21 protein-coding genes are annotated in these 14,808 nt (G+C 60.8%); 14 read left to right on the top strand and 7 right to left on the bottom strand.

Translation table 11 applies throughout. The features are described from left to right. The first annotated feature begins 7 nt into the window (after nucleotides 1-7). Nucleotides 8-568 (top strand): type 1 glutamine amidotransferase domain-containing protein, encoded by a 561-nt coding sequence (locus AB4N82_RS22180; RefSeq protein WP_032889437.1) that lies wholly within the window; start codon nucleotides 8-10, stop codon nucleotides 566-568. A 62-nt stretch (nucleotides 569-630) separates the two neighbouring features. Here the strand turns inward: AB4N82_RS22180 and AB4N82_RS22175 are convergent, their stop codons facing one another. Continuing rightward, a complete protein-coding gene (locus tag AB4N82_RS22175; protein WP_032889439.1) occupies nucleotides 631-837 on the bottom strand; it encodes a PLDc N-terminal domain-containing protein in 207 nt (68 codons plus the stop codon). A 324-nt stretch (nucleotides 838-1,161) separates the two neighbouring features. On the opposite strand from AB4N82_RS22175, the gene AB4N82_RS22170 reads away from it, so the two are divergent. Next, nucleotides 1,162-1,638 (top strand): hemerythrin domain-containing protein, encoded by a 477-nt coding sequence (locus AB4N82_RS22170; RefSeq protein ID WP_122681830.1) that lies wholly within the window; start codon nucleotides 1,162-1,164, stop codon nucleotides 1,636-1,638. Between the two features lie 61 nt (nucleotides 1,639-1,699). After that, nucleotides 1,700-1,981: a hypothetical protein gene (locus AB4N82_RS22165; RefSeq protein WP_122681829.1), complete on the top strand. Its 282-nt coding sequence runs from the start codon at nucleotides 1,700-1,702 to the stop codon at nucleotides 1,979-1,981. 124 nt (nucleotides 1,982-2,105) lie between these two features. Here AB4N82_RS22165 and AB4N82_RS22160 read toward each other — a convergent pair whose 3' ends face one another. Together AB4N82_RS22160 and AB4N82_RS22155 are read right to left on the bottom strand one after the other, a co-directional pair. Continuing rightward, the gene (locus AB4N82_RS22160) at nucleotides 2,106-2,651 is read right to left on the bottom strand and encodes a putative natural product biosynthesis protein (RefSeq protein ID WP_122764156.1); all 546 of its coding nucleotides are present in this window, start codon (nucleotides 2,649-2,651) and stop codon (nucleotides 2,106-2,108) included. 62 nt (nucleotides 2,652-2,713) lie between these two features. Continuing rightward, a complete protein-coding gene (locus AB4N82_RS22155; protein WP_122752814.1) occupies nucleotides 2,714-3,097 on the bottom strand; it encodes a DUF2946 domain-containing protein in 384 nt (127 codons plus the stop codon). A 181-nt stretch (nucleotides 3,098-3,278) separates the two neighbouring features. Here AB4N82_RS22155 and AB4N82_RS22150 point away from each other — a divergent pair, with 181 nt between their 5' ends. Next, on the top strand, nucleotides 3,279-3,884 hold the full coding sequence (locus AB4N82_RS22150) for an SCO family protein (RefSeq protein WP_032889449.1): 606 nt from the start codon (nucleotides 3,279-3,281) through the stop codon (nucleotides 3,882-3,884). Beyond that, nucleotides 3,884-4,366 carry a copper chaperone PCu(A)C gene (locus AB4N82_RS22145; protein WP_095184506.1) on the top strand — a complete coding sequence of 161 codons (483 nt, stop codon included), beginning with the start codon at nucleotides 3,884-3,886 and terminating at the stop codon, nucleotides 4,364-4,366. The genes AB4N82_RS22150 and AB4N82_RS22145 overlap by 1 nt, the downstream gene beginning before the upstream one ends. Nucleotides 4,367-4,376: 10 nt before the next feature. Here the strand turns inward: AB4N82_RS22145 and AB4N82_RS22140 are convergent, their stop codons facing one another. Further along, nucleotides 4,377-4,706 (bottom strand): DHCW motif cupin fold protein, encoded by a 330-nt coding sequence (locus AB4N82_RS22140; RefSeq protein WP_122764154.1) that lies wholly within the window; start codon nucleotides 4,704-4,706, stop codon nucleotides 4,377-4,379. A 140-nt stretch (nucleotides 4,707-4,846) separates the two neighbouring features. On the opposite strand from AB4N82_RS22140, the gene AB4N82_RS22135 reads away from it, so the two are divergent. Beyond that, nucleotides 4,847-5,332 (top strand): hydrolase, encoded by a 486-nt coding sequence (locus AB4N82_RS22135; RefSeq protein ID WP_032889455.1) that lies wholly within the window; start codon nucleotides 4,847-4,849, stop codon nucleotides 5,330-5,332. Between the two features lie 80 nt (nucleotides 5,333-5,412). On the opposite strand, the gene AB4N82_RS22130 is transcribed toward AB4N82_RS22135, so the two are convergent. Beyond that, on the bottom strand, nucleotides 5,413-5,880 hold the full coding sequence (locus AB4N82_RS22130) for a GNAT family N-acetyltransferase (RefSeq protein ID WP_122764153.1): 468 nt from the start codon (nucleotides 5,878-5,880) through the stop codon (nucleotides 5,413-5,415). Nucleotides 5,881-6,086: 206 nt separating this feature from the next. On the opposite strand from AB4N82_RS22130, the gene AB4N82_RS22125 reads away from it, so the two are divergent. Genes AB4N82_RS22125 through AB4N82_RS22115 form a run of 3 tightly spaced genes read left to right on the top strand, consistent with a single transcriptional unit; the run spans nucleotide 6,087 to nucleotide 8,295 of the window. Continuing rightward, a complete protein-coding gene (locus AB4N82_RS22125) occupies nucleotides 6,087-6,587 on the top strand; it encodes a GNAT family N-acetyltransferase (protein WP_122764152.1) in 501 nt (166 codons plus the stop codon). A 36-nt stretch (nucleotides 6,588-6,623) separates the two neighbouring features. Next, complete coding sequence (locus tag AB4N82_RS22120; protein WP_122764151.1) at nucleotides 6,624-7,823, top strand: hypothetical protein; 1,200 nt, start codon at nucleotides 6,624-6,626, stop codon at nucleotides 7,821-7,823. A gap of 46 nt (nucleotides 7,824-7,869) precedes the next feature. Next, the gene (locus tag AB4N82_RS22115; RefSeq protein WP_460103024.1) at nucleotides 7,870-8,295 is read left to right on the top strand and encodes a GNAT family N-acetyltransferase; all 426 of its coding nucleotides are present in this window, start codon (nucleotides 7,870-7,872) and stop codon (nucleotides 8,293-8,295) included. 20 nt (nucleotides 8,296-8,315) lie between these two features. On the opposite strand, the gene AB4N82_RS22110 is transcribed toward AB4N82_RS22115, so the two are convergent. Then, complete coding sequence (locus AB4N82_RS22110) at nucleotides 8,316-9,551, bottom strand: TPM domain-containing protein (protein WP_460103021.1); 1,236 nt, start codon at nucleotides 9,549-9,551, stop codon at nucleotides 8,316-8,318. A 128-nt stretch (nucleotides 9,552-9,679) separates the two neighbouring features. Here AB4N82_RS22110 and AB4N82_RS22105 point away from each other — a divergent pair, with 128 nt between their 5' ends. Then, nucleotides 9,680-10,495 carry an alpha/beta fold hydrolase gene (locus AB4N82_RS22105; protein WP_099602237.1) on the top strand — a complete coding sequence of 272 codons (816 nt, stop codon included), beginning with the start codon at nucleotides 9,680-9,682 and terminating at the stop codon, nucleotides 10,493-10,495. Beyond that, nucleotides 10,485-11,627 carry a PAS domain-containing sensor histidine kinase gene (locus AB4N82_RS22100; RefSeq protein WP_095184496.1) on the top strand — a complete coding sequence of 381 codons (1,143 nt, stop codon included), beginning with the start codon at nucleotides 10,485-10,487 and terminating at the stop codon, nucleotides 11,625-11,627. Before AB4N82_RS22105 ends, AB4N82_RS22100 begins: the two co-directional genes overlap by 11 nt. On the opposite strand, the gene dapF is transcribed toward AB4N82_RS22100, so the two are convergent. Next, complete coding sequence (dapF, locus tag AB4N82_RS22095; protein WP_122764148.1) at nucleotides 11,615-12,418, bottom strand: diaminopimelate epimerase; 804 nt, start codon at nucleotides 12,416-12,418, stop codon at nucleotides 11,615-11,617. The genes AB4N82_RS22100 and dapF overlap by 13 nt on opposite strands. Before the next feature lie 79 nt (nucleotides 12,419-12,497). Between dapF and AB4N82_RS22090 the strand changes: the two genes are divergently transcribed. From AB4N82_RS22090 to AB4N82_RS22080, 3 genes are all read left to right on the top strand, one after another. Then, nucleotides 12,498-12,989 (top strand): P-loop nucleotide/nucleoside kinase family protein, encoded by a 492-nt coding sequence (locus AB4N82_RS22090; protein WP_122681818.1) that lies wholly within the window; start codon nucleotides 12,498-12,500, stop codon nucleotides 12,987-12,989. Between the two features lie 121 nt (nucleotides 12,990-13,110). After that, nucleotides 13,111-13,614: a sigma-70 family RNA polymerase sigma factor gene (locus tag AB4N82_RS22085; protein ID WP_032889474.1), complete on the top strand. Its 504-nt coding sequence runs from the start codon at nucleotides 13,111-13,113 to the stop codon at nucleotides 13,612-13,614. A 109-nt stretch (nucleotides 13,615-13,723) separates the two neighbouring features. Further along, nucleotides 13,724-14,683, top strand: a complete 960-nt coding sequence (locus tag AB4N82_RS22080) for a FecR family protein (RefSeq protein ID WP_122764169.1) — start codon at nucleotides 13,724-13,726, stop codon at nucleotides 14,681-14,683. Nucleotides 14,684-14,808: the final 125 nt, after the last annotated feature.

Raw genomic sequence — 14,808 nt, 5'->3', positions numbered from 1 at the left:
CTCGACCATGACCTCGCAACTCAACGGAAAGAAAATCCTCATCATCACCTCCAACACCGGCATCGAGCGCGACGAGTTGCTCAAGCCCCTGGAAGCGCTGCGCGGTTTTGGCGCGACGGTGACCCACGCTTCCAGCAAGGGCGGCAGCACCCAAACGTTTGTCGGTGATACCGAAAAGGACAGGACCGTGGAATCCGAGGTGCAACTGTCGGATGTGCAGAGCAGCGATTTTGATGCGCTGGTGATCCCCGGCGGTACCGTGAACGCCGACACCCTGCGCCAGGACGCAGCGGCGCTGCGCTTGATCAAGGACTTCGCCGCCGACGGCAAAACCATTGCGGCCATTTGTCATGGGCCGTGGACGCTGATCGACGCGGGCGTAATCAAAGGCAAGACGTTGACCTCCTACAAAAGCGTCCGCATCGACCTGGAAAACGCCGGCGCTGCCGGTTGGGTCGACGCCGAGGTCAAGCAATGCAACGCCAATGGATGGACCTTGATCACATCCCGTACACCCGACGATTTGCCGGCGTTCAATGAGGCGATTGCCAAGGCGCTGGCTGGCTGATATCCGGCACCTGAACGTAAACAGGCGCCCATAGGGCGCCTGTTTGCTAACGGCCTTAGGCGTCAGCTCTTGCGGTGTTCCGGCATCTCGCGTTTGGGCCCGAACATCGCCCACGCAATCAGGCCCAGCAACGGCACAAAGATCAGGATCACCAGCCACAGCCCCTTGGTCTCCCAGCCACCGGTACTGCGCAATACGACGTTAATTGCCCACAATTCCAAGAGCAGCAGAACCACCGCCAAACCGATCCAGACATAATTTATTTCCATGATTCACCTCCTGAGGTCTATGGGTTAGGTCAAGCATTCCCCCCAAGGGTTCCATCGAAATTACGCCAGGGCGCTCTCGCCCAATGGTTGCGGCACATGCCGAGCCACCTCCGTCTGTCCAGTGCGCAGGTAGAAGCGGGTTTAATGCAACCTGGTTGGGGACCGACCATGCAAGCTGCACGACACAGGTTTTCTAAAATCAATCTCAACTTATTGATTCGGATGACGTTTAACCGATCATCCATGATGGTCTGACTTATGCAATTTCCTACCAGACAACGCGCGCACCTCGACGCGCCCGTACCCTGACTGTGAGGTTTCATCATGAATGCCATCGACCTGCTCAAAGCCGACCATGAACGTGTTAAAGCATTGTTGACCCAACTGAGCGAATCCACCGAACGCGGGGTTAAAAAGCGCACCGAGTTGCTGGCTAAACTCGAAATGGAAATCAGCCTGCACACCAAGCTTGAAGAAGAGATTCTGTACCCGGCGTTCCGAAAAGCCGGCGGCAAGGAGCAGGACATCATGTACCACGAAGCCAAGGAAGAGCATCGCACCGTCGACTCGCTGGTGCTGCCTGACCTGAAGCAGACGGAGCCGTCCACCACCGAGTTTTCCGGTCGGGTGAAGGTGGTCAAGGAACTGCTGGAACACCACATAGAAGAAGAGGAAACCGAGATGTTTCCTCAAGCGAAGAAACTGCTGGGCAAAGCTCTGTTGGAAGAACTGGGTGCACAAATGCAAGCCATGAAGGCCGCGCATAAGAAGGCGATGGCGGACAAGCCAATGGCTGCGTGACGCACCCGTCGACCCGTGGACAAGTCCACGGGTGTGTTCGATGAATCAAGAGGATTGAATCATGACGAATAGACAAAGGATCGTGCTTGCACTCTGCCTGACGGCTCTTTCAGGCCAACCCGCCCTCGCCGCTTTCGGCGACAACCCGACACCTGCAGCCAATGCTGTTGCGGGCGACGGGGCTGCAGGCTCCGCGCTGCCACCCGGCACGTACCCGAGCAGCCCGGCCGACAGCGGCAAAAAAAGCCAGGACACCGTCAAACAGCCGGACAAAACTCCCAAGGCTGATGACCGCGATGATGAAGACAAAGACCGTCAGCCAAAACCACGCACCGGCAGCTGACAGCTCAACCGTAATCGGCAGCGCAGCCTGTCAGTCAGCGAGCGCTGTTCCGGGCCACGCCACCGACGTTGCGATGTGCTGCACCATTTAGTGCCAACGCAATACGCACGCGCCTTGATACCGATCAAGGCACAGGCAACCAGCCGTTGAAGCGTCCTTGGGCGTTCAACGGGCACCAGGCGAAATCCCATGGCGAGGGTGGCAAGGTTGAGGGTGCAGCGTCGGCGAATATCGCTTGCTTGCAATCGAACACCGTCATCGATTGCCAGGCCAGGACTACCCCCTGCGCGTGGCTGGTATCGGTGTGGACCCAACACGCTGCGGCGGCCGCCATGAACGCTTCGATGGGTTCATCGTCGATGTGCTGGCGATACGGCGAGCCCAGCAACCAGCGGCACACATTCAGGTGGTAGGTCCAATCCTGCGCGGGCTGGTTGCGATAGGCCCAGGTCATAAAGCTGCGGAACAGGTTCAAGCCCTCGGGCGGGTCGAGCTTGAGCAGGGCTGGGCAGATATCGAACAGGGTGTGCCAGTAGGGCAAAAGGCGTGCATCCAGGTGCACGAAGCAGCGGGAGTTACTCGGGTATTCAGCCCGCGCCGGTTCCGCGCGCAGGCGACGGGACGCCTTGCTGACCAGGCGACTGGCGCCTGCAGGCAATTGTTGGTTCATGAAATGCACTCACAGTCGTGACGATAGAACGCCTCCTGGTCACAGGAAGCCCAAGGCACACGTCAGAATGCGGGGGAAGCGCGGGGATTGGCCGAGGGCCAGGCATGGCGCGGCGGCGCCTTGTTGCGTTGTTCATGGGCCGGGCGCGGGGTTTGTCCGAGGCCCAACAGCCACGCCAGTCCAATCAGGAACACCAGGGCGACCGTCAGCGAGGCGCACACCGGGCAGGCAAAGTAGTTCGAGATGTTGCTGGAAGACGGGGTGCCCAACCCTTTGTCGGAAAGTGGCGCCTGCTTACCGTCCACCGAACAGAACGCGCCGCCGATCCCATTGAGCTCCTGGCCCATCATCTGGCCATGGCCCAAACCGCACACGAACAGGTTCATCAGTACGCAGAAGTACAGGGTCCAGACGATTGGCGAACGGTCGGGGTGGCTCGATTTCATGGCGGCGACTCTACCACCGAAGCCGCAAAGGGATGAAATACGGCGGCCCCCTGTGGCAGAACGTCGCAGATTACGTGCCATCGCCAGGGTTGGTAGACTTGGCGCCCTCCTCGTTTACTCCTTTTCAAAGCCTGATGTGTAGATCCAGAGCAATGCAGGCGTTTCACAGGATGCACAGTTGATGAGTACGTTATTCACCCGCCGCAAGGTCCTGACCGGCATGGGCCTGCTGGGTCTGGGCCTGCTGACCGGTTGTGACAACAGCCCCAGGTTGAACTTCAAGTACGGCAAGGACCTGAGCGACAAGATCATGGGCCGCACCTTCAAGCTCAAGAACACCGAGGGCGACACCGTCACCCTCAGCTCCTACCGTGGCCTGATGCCGGTGGTGTTCTTCGGCTTCACCCAGTGCCCGGCCGTGTGCCCGACCACCCTCGCCCGCGCCGCCCAAGCCAAGAAGCTGATGGGCCGCGACGGCGAGATCATGCAGGTGATCTTTATCACCCTCGACCCGGAACGCGACACACCGGAGATTCTCGACAAGTACGTCAAGGCCTTCGATCCGAGCTTCGAAGCGCTGTACGGCACCCCCGAAGAAATCGCCGTGGCCGCCAAGGAGTTCGGGATCTTTTATGAAAAGATCCCCGCCGGCGACACCTACACGCTGTCCCACACGGCCACCAGTTTCGTCTTCGACACGCGCGGCAACCTGCGCCTGGGCCTGCAAGCATCCCTTACCGCAAAAGAGTGCGCAGAAGACCTGCTCACCGTCATGGAGGTCTGCTAATGACTGCCGTTCAACACCTCAAGCGCTTCACCTTCGGCCTCGCCCTCTTGGGTTTCGCCGCCCACGCCAGCGCCCAGGTGCAAGTGACCGACGCCTGGGTGCGCGCCACGGTGCAGGGCCAGCCGTCCAGCGGCGCGTTCATGACCGTCACGGCCGACAGCGACAGCAAGTTACTGCGTGTGGCATCGCCGGTGGCAAAGGACGTGCAGATCCATGAAATGAGCATGAAAGACGACGTCATGCGCATGGGCCCGGTAGACGCAGTGGCCTTGCCCGCAGGCAAGGCCGTCACACTCGACCCGAATGGCTACCACGTGATGCTGATGGGCCTGACCGGGCAGATCAAGGAAGGCGACCAAGTACCGCTGACCCTGACGGTGGAAAACGCCAAGGGTGAACAGCAGACCGTCGAAGTGACCGCGCCAGCACGTGGTTTGGATGGTGTGGACCATAGCCATATGGACCACAGCAAGATGCACTGACCGTGCTGCATCAATCCACGATAAACAGCTTCGCCCCAACGCTCGTCGATGAGCGATGCGCTTCCATGTCATTACCTACCTGGTAACTCATCCCGGCCGTCAGCGTGAACTGACGGCCGTCTTCCAACTCCGTTTCCAACTCGCCTTCCAGGCACAACAACACATGCCCGCGTTTGCACCAGTGATCGGCCAGGTAGCCGGGGGTGTACTCCACCATGCGTACACGAGTGTTTCCGAAATGGCAGGTGCGCCACAGCGCATGGCCGGTAACGCCGGGGTAAACGACGGGGTCGATGGCGGACCAGTCGGTGGTGCCAAAGGGGACAGCGGTGAGGTTCATGGGGGGCTCAGTCGTGAGTGATGGTGGAGGGAGGCTATCGGCCTGCAACGGTAGGCGACAGACACAGATCCCATGCTTTTGTGGGATACAGGTGGCGACGCTTGTTATCCTGCCGGTCTTGTTCCCGTGGATGCGCGCTGATGCAGATCGACCCTGCTTACATCCTGCTTGAGACCGAGCACTGGCAGCTCAACCATCACCTGGCGTCAAAACTGCCGGGCTACCTGATGCTGGGCGCCAAGGCGCGTATTCATTCCCTGGCCGACATGCCGGAAGCCGCACTGGCTGAACTGGGTGGGTTACTGGCCAGGACCCAGCGGGTCATGGAGGCGCAACTCGAACCCAAGTGGCTGTACATCAGCCGCTACGGGCATATGCCTGGGTTCCCGCTGCATTTTCATTTCATCCCGGTGTATGACTGGGTGGAAGATGCGTTCTGGCGGGATGAGCGTTATCGATTGCTGCATAGCTTTGCCGCGCCCGGCCATGCGCAGGCGCAGACCGACGGCGCCGAGTTGACGCTGTTTGTGTGGCGCGAATTTGGGGAAAGTCGGGTGCCGCCGCAGGTTCATGGAGATTCGGTTGACGCGGTTATAGAGCGGCTGCGCGCGGCCTTCCGTACCTGATGAGGGGCAAGGACAGTGTCGAGAGCCTTGTTGCCTGAACCACCGCTATCGCCAGTAAGCCCCTCATTGGGTAGCGCTGCTCATTCAATCCGCTTAGTCATCGGTATACACGCCAACTCCAGCCCCGACGGCGAGCGGTAGATCGCCGGCTGCTCCCCCACATAGCCGCATGCCCGATAGAAACTCGCCGCATTCAACGTCGCATCCAGCACCACCTCTGCTAACTCCAGTTCCCGCGCAAGCGCCTCAAGATGATCCAGCATCGCCTTGCCGTACCCACGCCCGGTGAACTGCGGCAGTACAAACAACGCGCCCACTTCATTGTTGTCGAGGTCGAGCATGCCGGTGGCGACCGGTTCATCGTTTACCCAGCCGAGGTAAAACGGTTTTTTCATCAACGTGCTGTAACCATCGTCGGCACTGCCGCGAGTCCAGAGCGCCATTTGCTCAGCGGTGTAGGCACCGATGCATTGGCTGCGGATGGCTTCGCGGCGGATGTCAAAAGCGGCGTTGGCGTCTTCGGGGGTGGCGCGTTTTATTTCCAGCACAGGGTCCTTCCTTTATGCGTGTTGGTGACTTCAAGGCCTGATCGATACCTTGGAGCCAGACGTGGTTTTTTATATTAGCGCGATCGAGTGGCGCGATGCTGGGGGCAGTGCAACAGTCAGGATGTCGCGACATACACCGTAGACTGTTCCACGTGGCGGGTTTGTATCTATCATGTGGCCTTTCAATCAATGCCCCAGGAACCTGCATGCCCGCCCTCACCCTGCGCAACGCCCTCCCCGCCGACGCTGCCCGTTGCTTTGAGATAGAAATCACTGCCTACGAAGGCGACGAAGCCGCGACCCTGGAGAAGATCGCCACGCGCATTGCGTTGTACCCGCAAGGCTTCCTGATTCTTGAAGCCGATGGCGAGGTGGTGGGATTTATCAACAGTGGCTGCGCCCATGAAGTGGTGATGTCGGACGAGGCATTCAAGGAGTTGGTGGGGCATGCACCCGAGGCGCCCAATGTGGTGATCATGTCGGTGGTGGTCGACCCCGCGCATCAGGGCAACGGCTATTCCACGGTGTTGATGAGCGAGTTTGTGCAGCGCATGGAGACGCTAGGCAAACGGACCATTCACCTGATGTGCAAGGAGCGGCATGTGCCGTTGTATGCGCGGCTGGGTTACACCTATGTTCGGCCTTCGCCTTCGGATCACGGCGGGATGGCGTGGCATGAGATGGTGATGCGCCTCAGCCATCCTTGAACCCTGACCATCGACCACCCGTGAAGGAACCACGACGTGATTCACGCAAGACCGCTGACCTTTCAACAAGCCCTGAAAAAAAACCTCAAACGGGTCCTGACCTACTGGGCGCCCCTTAGCGTTATTTTCGCCGGGATGGGCACCTTGCTGGGGTTTTATACGCTGTCGACCTATGCCACTGCGATTGGCCGGCCGGATGTGATGGCTGCCGCGATTGAGGCAAAGTCCGCGCTGATCCCCTGGTTGGCAACAGTGATCGGCATGCTTGGCGTATATCTGCTGATTCTGCTCTCAACCACAGTACTGTTCGGGCTCACGGTGTCCTTGTTCAATGACATCACCTCTCTGCAGAACCGGTTGGTGGGGCTGCTTCTGCTGCCTGTGCTGACAGGCATCCTGCTATTGCTGTGGCAGATCTTTGAAGGACCTGCATTGAGTGACGGGGAAAAACTCGGCTGGACACTGCTCTGGCTCGTTGTGTCACTAGGCACCCTGTTGGCGACCAAGACATTCAGGGTCGCGGTCGACACATGCGCAACCATGGCGAGCCCCAGCAATGCCAATAGCTGGTCCCTACGCTGCTGGTTCATGTTGATGGTGGCATTGTTGCTGGTCAGTACAGTGATTTCCGCGGTGTTTCCTGCCAGCCTTGTACTGAAAGCCTATACGGGCGAGGACACGCCAGAAGCCGTCAGGCAGTTGATGTTCATCTCGATGTTCGCCGCCAGCGTCACGCTAACGCCCGTGGTGGTGTTCTATGTCAGCAAGGCTGACCTGTTCAAGCGCCTGGGCCTGTGCCTGCTGGCAGTGCTCATTACCGGGAGCATGGTGATTGGTATTTCGCCGGGGAGCCCTGCGACAATCGTTTACGCGGCAGCACGTGTCATGGACGCGCACACCGTGGTCGAGGCCAGGTTCCTGCTGACGAAAACCTACGCCAAGGAAGACTTCGACAGCTCAGTGTGGGGCAATGTCGAGACCTTGCGTGGACAACCGGTGGTATCGGCATTCCCACTGTTTTCCTTCGGCGATGTGCTGCTTTTGTGCCCAACCCGCCTGATCAACAAAACGCTCAAGGAGTGGCCGGAACATTCCGACTACTGTGTGCTCACTCAAAGCAGCAACGCGATTCGCACACCCAGGAAGTCGGCGCCGGCAACAGACACTGCAACGCCCTCTGGAAACAAAACAGGACAAGCATCACCCGAACACTCATCAGACGCCTCGCCCAACTGAACCACGGGCCAGCGCCAAGGTTAGGCACAACAAGGACGCCATCGCGATGCAGCATGCTCAGATTGAAATCAGCGACCAACCCAACCCCGACGCCGAACGCATCCTGAGTAGCGGCCTGGCCGCCTTCAACGAACAGGCCGCCGGTTACCATGACCGGCGCCCTTTGACGGTGTTGATCAGAGACCCGCACACCCTGGAAGTCTTGGGAGGCATTACGGGTAGAACAGCGTTCGGCATGGCCTTCCTTGACCTGTTTCACCTGCCCGACTCCCTGCGTGGCACGGGCCTCGGCAGCCAGTTGCTGCAAGCTTTTGAAGACGAAGCTCGGCGTCGGGGCTGCCTGAATGCGGTGCTGTACACCATCAGCTTTCAGGCGCCGGGGTTTTACGAGAAAAATGGATGGGTGCGGTTTGGGGCAATACCCTGCGCGCCCCAAGGCAGCAGCCGCGTTTTTCTCTCTAAACAGCTGTAACGGTCAGGGCCTCGTCAGGCTTACCAACTCCCCGAAGCCCCGCCGCCGCCACTGGAACCGCCGCCCCCCGAGGAATTGCTGGAGCTGGAGCCACTGGAGCTGGAGCTAGAGCTGGAGCTGGAGCCACTAGAGCTGGAGCTTGAACCGGAGCTCCGGCTCGAACCCGCCCCGGAACTGGCAATGCTCTGCACAAACACAATAAACGCCACGAAGGAGGCCACGGGGATCGCCACGATCCAGCCCTGGTAACCGTGCCCCAGCAGCATCCCTGCGGCAACGTAGACAGCCGTGACCGCCAACGCGCGCAGGAGGAAAAAGCGCGGGCTCTTTTTCAAGGATGCTTTGATGACGAAGTACAACCCAAGGTATAAGCCCAGCACTACCGCCCCGCCAAACGGCCAGACCAGCCAATGGACATAACTGACCTCTACAAACCGGTTGGCTATCACCACACCGACGACATAGGCCAGCCCCCCCATCACGCAGTAGAACGCCGTGCGCGCCAGCCACAATGCGCCGAAGGTGGCGCCGCCAATCAGGATGCTCAGCGGCAATACCAGCAGATACACCGGCCATTCCCGGCCACCGGCGAACACCACCAGCAACACAGTGACGGCGGCCGTGGCGATTAACGCCCCACGCCAACCCAGCTTGCGCGCGGCCATCAGCACGCCGCCAATCGCACCAACGATAAACGCGAGCAACACCGCGATGGCCTCGGGCGCAACGCCGGGGGCTGTCACCTGAGGCAACTCTCCGCCGTCCACCAGCACGACCAGATCGTCCACGCCTTGGCTGATGCCGCCCACGTAGTCGCCCCGACGAAACGCCGGCGTGATGTGCTCCTCAATGATGCGGTGGGCCAACAGGTCGGTGACGGTGCCTTCCAGGCCGTAGCCCACTTCGATACGCACCTTGCGATCAGCCTTGGCCACCACCAGCAGGATGCCGTCGTTGACGTCCTTGCGCCCCAGTTTCCAGGCGCGGAACAGTTGGTTGGCGTAATCCTCGATGCTCGCCTCGCCAGTGGAGGGCACCAGCAACACCGCCACCTGGGCGCCTTTGCGTTGTTCGAGGGCGGCGAGCTGCTCTTTCAGACGAGTGGTGGTGCTGGTGTCGAGGGTGTTGGTGAGGTCGATCACCCGCTGGTCAAGGGCGATGCCAATCGGCGAGGTGTCAGCCTGGGCGCTGATTAACGGGCTGGTGAACACCACTACCAGCAGAATCGAGAGAGATTGCCGTAACCACCGCATCATGTTTGTTACCTGAAGTTTCTTCCTGAAGGCGCCGACTTTACCTTATCAGCGCTATAACGCGTGACCCCACGCCGATGACTATCTAAACTGCCGCGTATATAGCAATACGCCATAATTTCGGGACCCACATGGACCTACGCCACCGCAACAACGTTACTGTGATGGGCCGTGGGGCTTCGACCCTGGTGTTTTCCCATGGATTCGGCTGCAACCAGGCCATGTGGAAATACTTGGCACCGCAGTTTGAAGACCGCTTTCGCGTGGTGATGTATGACTTGGTGGGCGCCGGTCTGTCTGACCTGAGCGCCTTCGACAAGACCAAATACAACGTGCTGGAAGGCTACGCCCGCGACCTCAACGAGATCATCGACGCCTATGCCGAAGGCCCGGTGATTCTGGTGGGGCACTCGGTCAGCGCGATGATCGGCACCCTCGCCGATCGCCTGAGCCCCGGCCGTGTCGCTGCCCATGTGATGATCGGTCCCTCACCGCGCTATATCGATATCGATGACTACGTAGGCGGCTTCAAGCGCAGCGATATCGACGACCTGCTCGACACCCTCGACAGCAACTACCTCGGTTGGTCCAGCGCCATGGCCCCGGTGATCATGGGCGCGCCTGGGCAACCAGCGCTGAGTGACGAACTGACCGACAGTTTCTGCCGCACCGAACCGGACATCGCCAAGCAATTCGCGCGCGTCACCTTCATGTCCGACAACCGCCAGGACGTGATCGGCCTGACCACCCCGGTGTTGATCCTGCAATCGAGCGACGACCTGATTGCCCCCGTGGCCGTGGGCGAATACCTGCACCGCGTGTTGCCCAACAGCACCTATTGCCTGGTGGCTAACGTCGGCCACTGCCCCCACATGAGCGCGCCGCAAGCCTGCGCGGCGGCCATGGACACATTCCTCGCGCCTTGGGCGGTTTCCCGTGCCCACTGAGCTGTTCGACAGCGCCGCCTGCGCCCTGGCCGTCACCTCGGAAGACGGCACGATCCTGCAAGCCAACGCGCGCTTCAGTGATTGGTTGGGGTTCAGCAATGCCGAGTTGTGCGGCCATCGCTTCCAGGACCTGCTGACCATAGGCGGGCGGATCTTCCACCAGACCCACCTGGCGCCGATGCTGCGCATGCACGGCAGCGTCACCGAAGTGAAGTTGGACATGCTGCACCACGACGGGCACAAGGTGACCGTGCTGCTCAACGGCAACAAACGCGAACAGGCCGGCGCTGTAGTGCACGACCTGGCGTTGTTCGGCACCACCGACCGGGACAAGTACGAGCGCGAGTTGCTCAACGCGCGCAACCTGGCCGAAGCGCTGCTGCAGGAAAAGACCGCTACCGAACTGGCGCTGCACCAGGCACAGGCCGAACTGAGCGAGGCCTACGCCATTGCCCAGCGCCGCGCACTGTTTGCCGAGCAGATGGTTGCGATTGTCAGCCATGACCTGAAAAACCCCCTTACGGCGATCCGCATGGCGTCGGACTTTCTCAACCGTGGCGAGCGCACCGCCAAAGAACGCCAGCTACTTGGGCATATCGGCCAATCATCCGAACGCGCCCAACGCATGATTGCCGACCTGTTGGACTTCACCCAGGCCCGGGTCGGCCAGGGCATCAGCATCAAGGCGGCGCCGCTGGACCTGCATGACGTGATTCATCGCACGGTGGATGAGCTGCGTGTGGCATTCCCCAAAGCGACGTTGGAGCATCAGGCCAAAGGCAGTGGCGGCGCGTGTCTGGACGCAGACCGTGTGCAGCAGATCATCGGCAACCTGGTGGCCAACAGCGTGGCTTATGGCGACCCGCTGCTGCCCATCACCATCACCTCGAACCTGGGTGATGGCGCGTGTGAAGTCGCCGTGCACAACCACGGCCCGGCAATTCCCGAAGCCTTGCTGACCGGGCTGTTCGAGCCCATGACCCGCGGCACCGACCAGGGCAGTGACGTACGCAGTGTGGGCCTGGGGCTGTATATCGTGCGCGAGCTGGCCAAAGTGCATGGCGGCGATGTGGCGGTGAGTTCCTGCGCCAACGCCGGCACCACGTTTACGGTGAAGTTTCAGGACAGATAGACACTGCCCTGCATGATCGGCTCGACACTGCCGGTCAACACCACGCCGCCCTCGCCCGCCCAGTGCACGGTGACCGTGCCGCCATCGCACTGCACCTGCACCGTGGCATCCAGCAAGCCGCGCCGGATGCCATTGACCACCGCCCCGCAACAGCACGAACCGGAACCCAACGGCACGCCACCGCCACGCTCCCAGATGCGCAGGCGGATATGCCCACGGTCCAGCACCTGCACAAAATGCACATTGGTCCTGGCCGGGAACAACGGATGAAGCTCCAACGCCGGACCTACTGCGGCCACATCAATGGCGTTGATGTCGTCGACAAAAAACGTGCAATGGGGATTGCCCATGCTGCACGCCGCCGGGCTGCCGTCGATCGGCAAGGCGCCCGTATCCATGGCCTCGGCCAGCGGCACTGATGCCCAGTCCAACGACGGCTCGCCCATGTTCACCGACACCCGCCGCCCCGACTCGCGCACGCAGGTCAGCAGGCCACGGTCAGTGCGCAGCACAACCGAATCGCCGCCGATTTCATGCATCAAACGGTCGGCCACGCCTCGGGTGGCGCTCCCGCAGGTTTGCAGCGCTGTGCCGTTGGGGTTCCAGAACTTGATACGCGCGACGGCATCTTCGCAATCAAGCACCACGGCCAGTTGATTGAAGCCGATGCCAGTGTGGCGATTGCCCAGGCGGCGGGCGATCTGTGGGGTGATCGGGTCGTCCAGGCCACGGCGGTCGACGATGATGAAGTCATCGCCATGGGCGTGCATTTTTACGAACTGCAAGGGCATGGAGTGTCCTGGGGTCGACCTGTGGAGGAAGTGGAGGATACCCTGAACCCGCCCCTGTGACCTATCGAAGGACCGAACCATGCTTATCGTCTTCAGCGGCTTGCCCGGCACCGGCAAGACCACGATTGCCCGCGAACTGGCACGCCGGTTCAATGCGGTTTACCTGCGCATCGATGTCATCGAGCAAGCGCTTCGCGATGCAGCTGTGGTGCCGGGCGCCAGCGGCTATGGCGTGGCGAACGCTCTGGGCTTGAGCAACTTGCAGTTGGGGCATACGGTGGTCGCCGACTGCGTGAACCCGGTGCAGGAAAGCCGCGCGGCGTGGCGAGCAACTGCCGCAACGGCGGGGGTGGCGTTGGTCGATATCCAAATCGTTTGCTCTGATACGCGTGAGCACCAACGCCGCGTCGAAAGCCGTGAGAGCGATATTCCAGGGCTAATTGCGCCGAGCTGGCAGTCGGTATTGGTTCATGAATACGAACCTTGGGATGACGCGCCATTGACGGTCGACACCGCCCAGATCGATGCGGCGCAGGCTGTTGAAAAGCTCCTCAAGCACTTGCGCCGTTGATTGCCGCGCAACAAAAGCGATCAAGTTGTTGATAACCATTATCAACCACCGCTAAACTCCGCGCCCTCTCACTTCCCAGTCTGTGCCACGCGGCACAGTCGCGCGCAGGCAGCTGACTCTCTTGGCGGATGAAAAACTCCAGCTTTACCTGACCCACCGGGCCGCGCTGCTGGACTATGCCACGCCCATCGTGGGCTGCCGCGCGCGCGCCGAGGACGTGGTGCAGGAAGCCTGGTTGCGTTTCAGCGGCCAGGATGAGCAGGCCGATATCCGCCACCCGGCCAGCTACCTGTACCGCATCGTGCGCAACCTTGCCCTGGACTTGACGCGTCGCACCGCCACCGAGCGGGTGCAGCCCGGTGGCGACGAATTGCTCAACGACTTGCCCTCCAGCAGCGCCTCCCCTGAGCGTGAAGTGAGCAGCCAGAATGAATTGGAAGCCATCTCGCGCGCCTTGGCCCAATTGCCCGAGCGCACCCGCCGCGCTTTTGAAATGCATCGGCTGGGCGGGTTCACGTTGCAACAGGTAGCCGCCGCTTTGGGCGTGTCGACTGCATTGGTGCATCAACTGGTTCACGACGCGCTGCGCCACTGCATGGACTGCCTGGAGGTGGACGATGACTGAGCGCACCGAAACTTTTCTGAAAAAAAACTCTGCTGATGCGTCTTTTGCGGTGAAGGGCGAATCCATGGGATCCTGCCCGCCGTTTTTTGCCTGCGGAGATACGCCATTCATGCCCACCGAGGATAGCGCCAACACCCGCCGCGACCAGGCCCTGGACTGGCTGATGCGCGTGCAACAGGCCCCGCTGGATGCGGACCTGCGTGGGCAAGTGGCCGATTGGTGCGCAGCCAGCGAGGCCAATGCCAAGGCCTATCGCAAGGCTGAACGCGTATGGCAGTTGACTGGGCATGTAGCGCCGGTCAGCGCAGAACATTGGCCACAGCCAGCAGCGCCACTGCAGCGTTACACCGCCCGCCCGCGCCGGGTTCGACGCTGGGTCGCCGCTGCCATCGCGGCGTGTCTGGTGGTGGCGTTGGCGCCGAGCCTGCTGCTGCGCTGGCAAGCCGATTACCGCACCGGCGCTGGGGAAACCCGCGACATCACCCTCAGTGACGGCAGCGTGGTGCAACTCGACAGCCATTCGGCGATTGCCGTGGACATCGCCGACAATCACCGCGATGTGCGATTGCTGACCGGCCAGGCGTTTTTCAAGGTGACGCCGGACAAGAGCAAACCCTTTCATGTATTGACCACGACATTGCGCGTGACCGTGACCGGCACCGCGTTCAACGTCAATGCCACGCCGGATGATCCGAGCGTCGCCGTGCAACAAGGCTCGGTCAATGTCACCGATGCGCAAGGCCGCCGCCCCCTCGCCAGCCTCGTGCCGGGGCAACGCCTCACCTTGCGCGCCGGACGCGCCGAACTCGGCAGTTTTTCCCCCAGCCAGGCTGCTTCCTGGCGTCAGGGCCAGTTGATTGCCGATGACCTGCCGATCAACGAGGTACTAGAACAACTGCGCCGCTATACACCCGCCATCATTGTGCTGCGCGATAAGCAACTGGGTGCGCAGCGGGTCACGGGGGTTTACGACCTGCGCAAACCCAAGGCGGCGCTGCAGGCCGTGCTGCAACCCTACGGCGCAAAAGTCAGCGCCTACAGCCCGTGGCTGCTGGTGTTGAGCAAGTAATTTCCCGGCATTTAAAAATAATTCAGCTTTTTTCTGAAAATCCCCCGCGCTGTCCCGTCTTCTGTCCCGCGCGCAGCAATTGAGATTTATTCGTATTCATTGACTGGCCGGTTTTTTGTGCCGGC

It is taken from the genome of Pseudomonas sp. H1_D04 (genome assembly GCF_054683855.1).
The sequence above is the reverse complement of the archived record's forward strand: the minus strand, read 5'-3'. Positions and strand labels throughout refer to the sequence as shown.

Excerpts from the sequence above, each read along its gene's own strand:
- AB4N82_RS22125 (WP_122764152.1), top strand. The coding sequence starts at position 6,087 with ATGCCCGCCCTCACCCTGCGCAACGCCCTCCCCGCCGACGCTGCCCGT.
- AB4N82_RS22140 (WP_122764154.1), bottom strand. The coding sequence starts at position 4,706 with ATGAACCTCACCGCTGTCCCCTTTGGCACCACCGACTGGTCCGCCATC.
- AB4N82_RS22180 (WP_032889437.1), top strand. The coding sequence starts at position 8 with ATGACCTCGCAACTCAACGGAAAGAAAATCCTCATCATCACCTCCAAC.
- AB4N82_RS22105 (WP_099602237.1), top strand. The coding sequence starts at position 9,680 with ATGGACCTACGCCACCGCAACAACGTTACTGTGATGGGCCGTGGGGCT.
- AB4N82_RS22110 (WP_460103021.1), bottom strand. The coding sequence starts at position 9,551 with ATGATGCGGTGGTTACGGCAATCTCTCTCGATTCTGCTGGTAGTGGTG.
- AB4N82_RS22115 (WP_460103024.1), top strand. The coding sequence starts at position 7,870 with ATGCAGCATGCTCAGATTGAAATCAGCGACCAACCCAACCCCGACGCC.
- AB4N82_RS22150 (WP_032889449.1), top strand. The coding sequence starts at position 3,279 with ATGAGTACGTTATTCACCCGCCGCAAGGTCCTGACCGGCATGGGCCTG.
- AB4N82_RS22175 (WP_032889439.1), bottom strand. The coding sequence starts at position 837 with ATGGAAATAAATTATGTCTGGATCGGTTTGGCGGTGGTTCTGCTGCTC.
- AB4N82_RS22165 (WP_122681829.1), top strand. The coding sequence starts at position 1,700 with ATGACGAATAGACAAAGGATCGTGCTTGCACTCTGCCTGACGGCTCTT.
- AB4N82_RS22145 (WP_095184506.1), top strand. The coding sequence starts at position 3,884 with ATGACTGCCGTTCAACACCTCAAGCGCTTCACCTTCGGCCTCGCCCTC.
- dapF (WP_122764148.1), bottom strand. The coding sequence starts at position 12,418 with ATGCCCTTGCAGTTCGTAAAAATGCACGCCCATGGCGATGACTTCATC.
- AB4N82_RS22135 (WP_032889455.1), top strand. The coding sequence starts at position 4,847 with ATGCAGATCGACCCTGCTTACATCCTGCTTGAGACCGAGCACTGGCAG.
- AB4N82_RS22090 (WP_122681818.1), top strand. The coding sequence starts at position 12,498 with ATGCTTATCGTCTTCAGCGGCTTGCCCGGCACCGGCAAGACCACGATT.
- AB4N82_RS22080 (WP_122764169.1), top strand. The coding sequence starts at position 13,724 with ATGCCCACCGAGGATAGCGCCAACACCCGCCGCGACCAGGCCCTGGAC.
- AB4N82_RS22155 (WP_122752814.1), bottom strand. The coding sequence starts at position 3,097 with ATGAAATCGAGCCACCCCGACCGTTCGCCAATCGTCTGGACCCTGTAC.
- AB4N82_RS22170 (WP_122681830.1), top strand. The coding sequence starts at position 1,162 with ATGAATGCCATCGACCTGCTCAAAGCCGACCATGAACGTGTTAAAGCA.
- AB4N82_RS22160 (WP_122764156.1), bottom strand. The coding sequence starts at position 2,651 with ATGAACCAACAATTGCCTGCAGGCGCCAGTCGCCTGGTCAGCAAGGCG.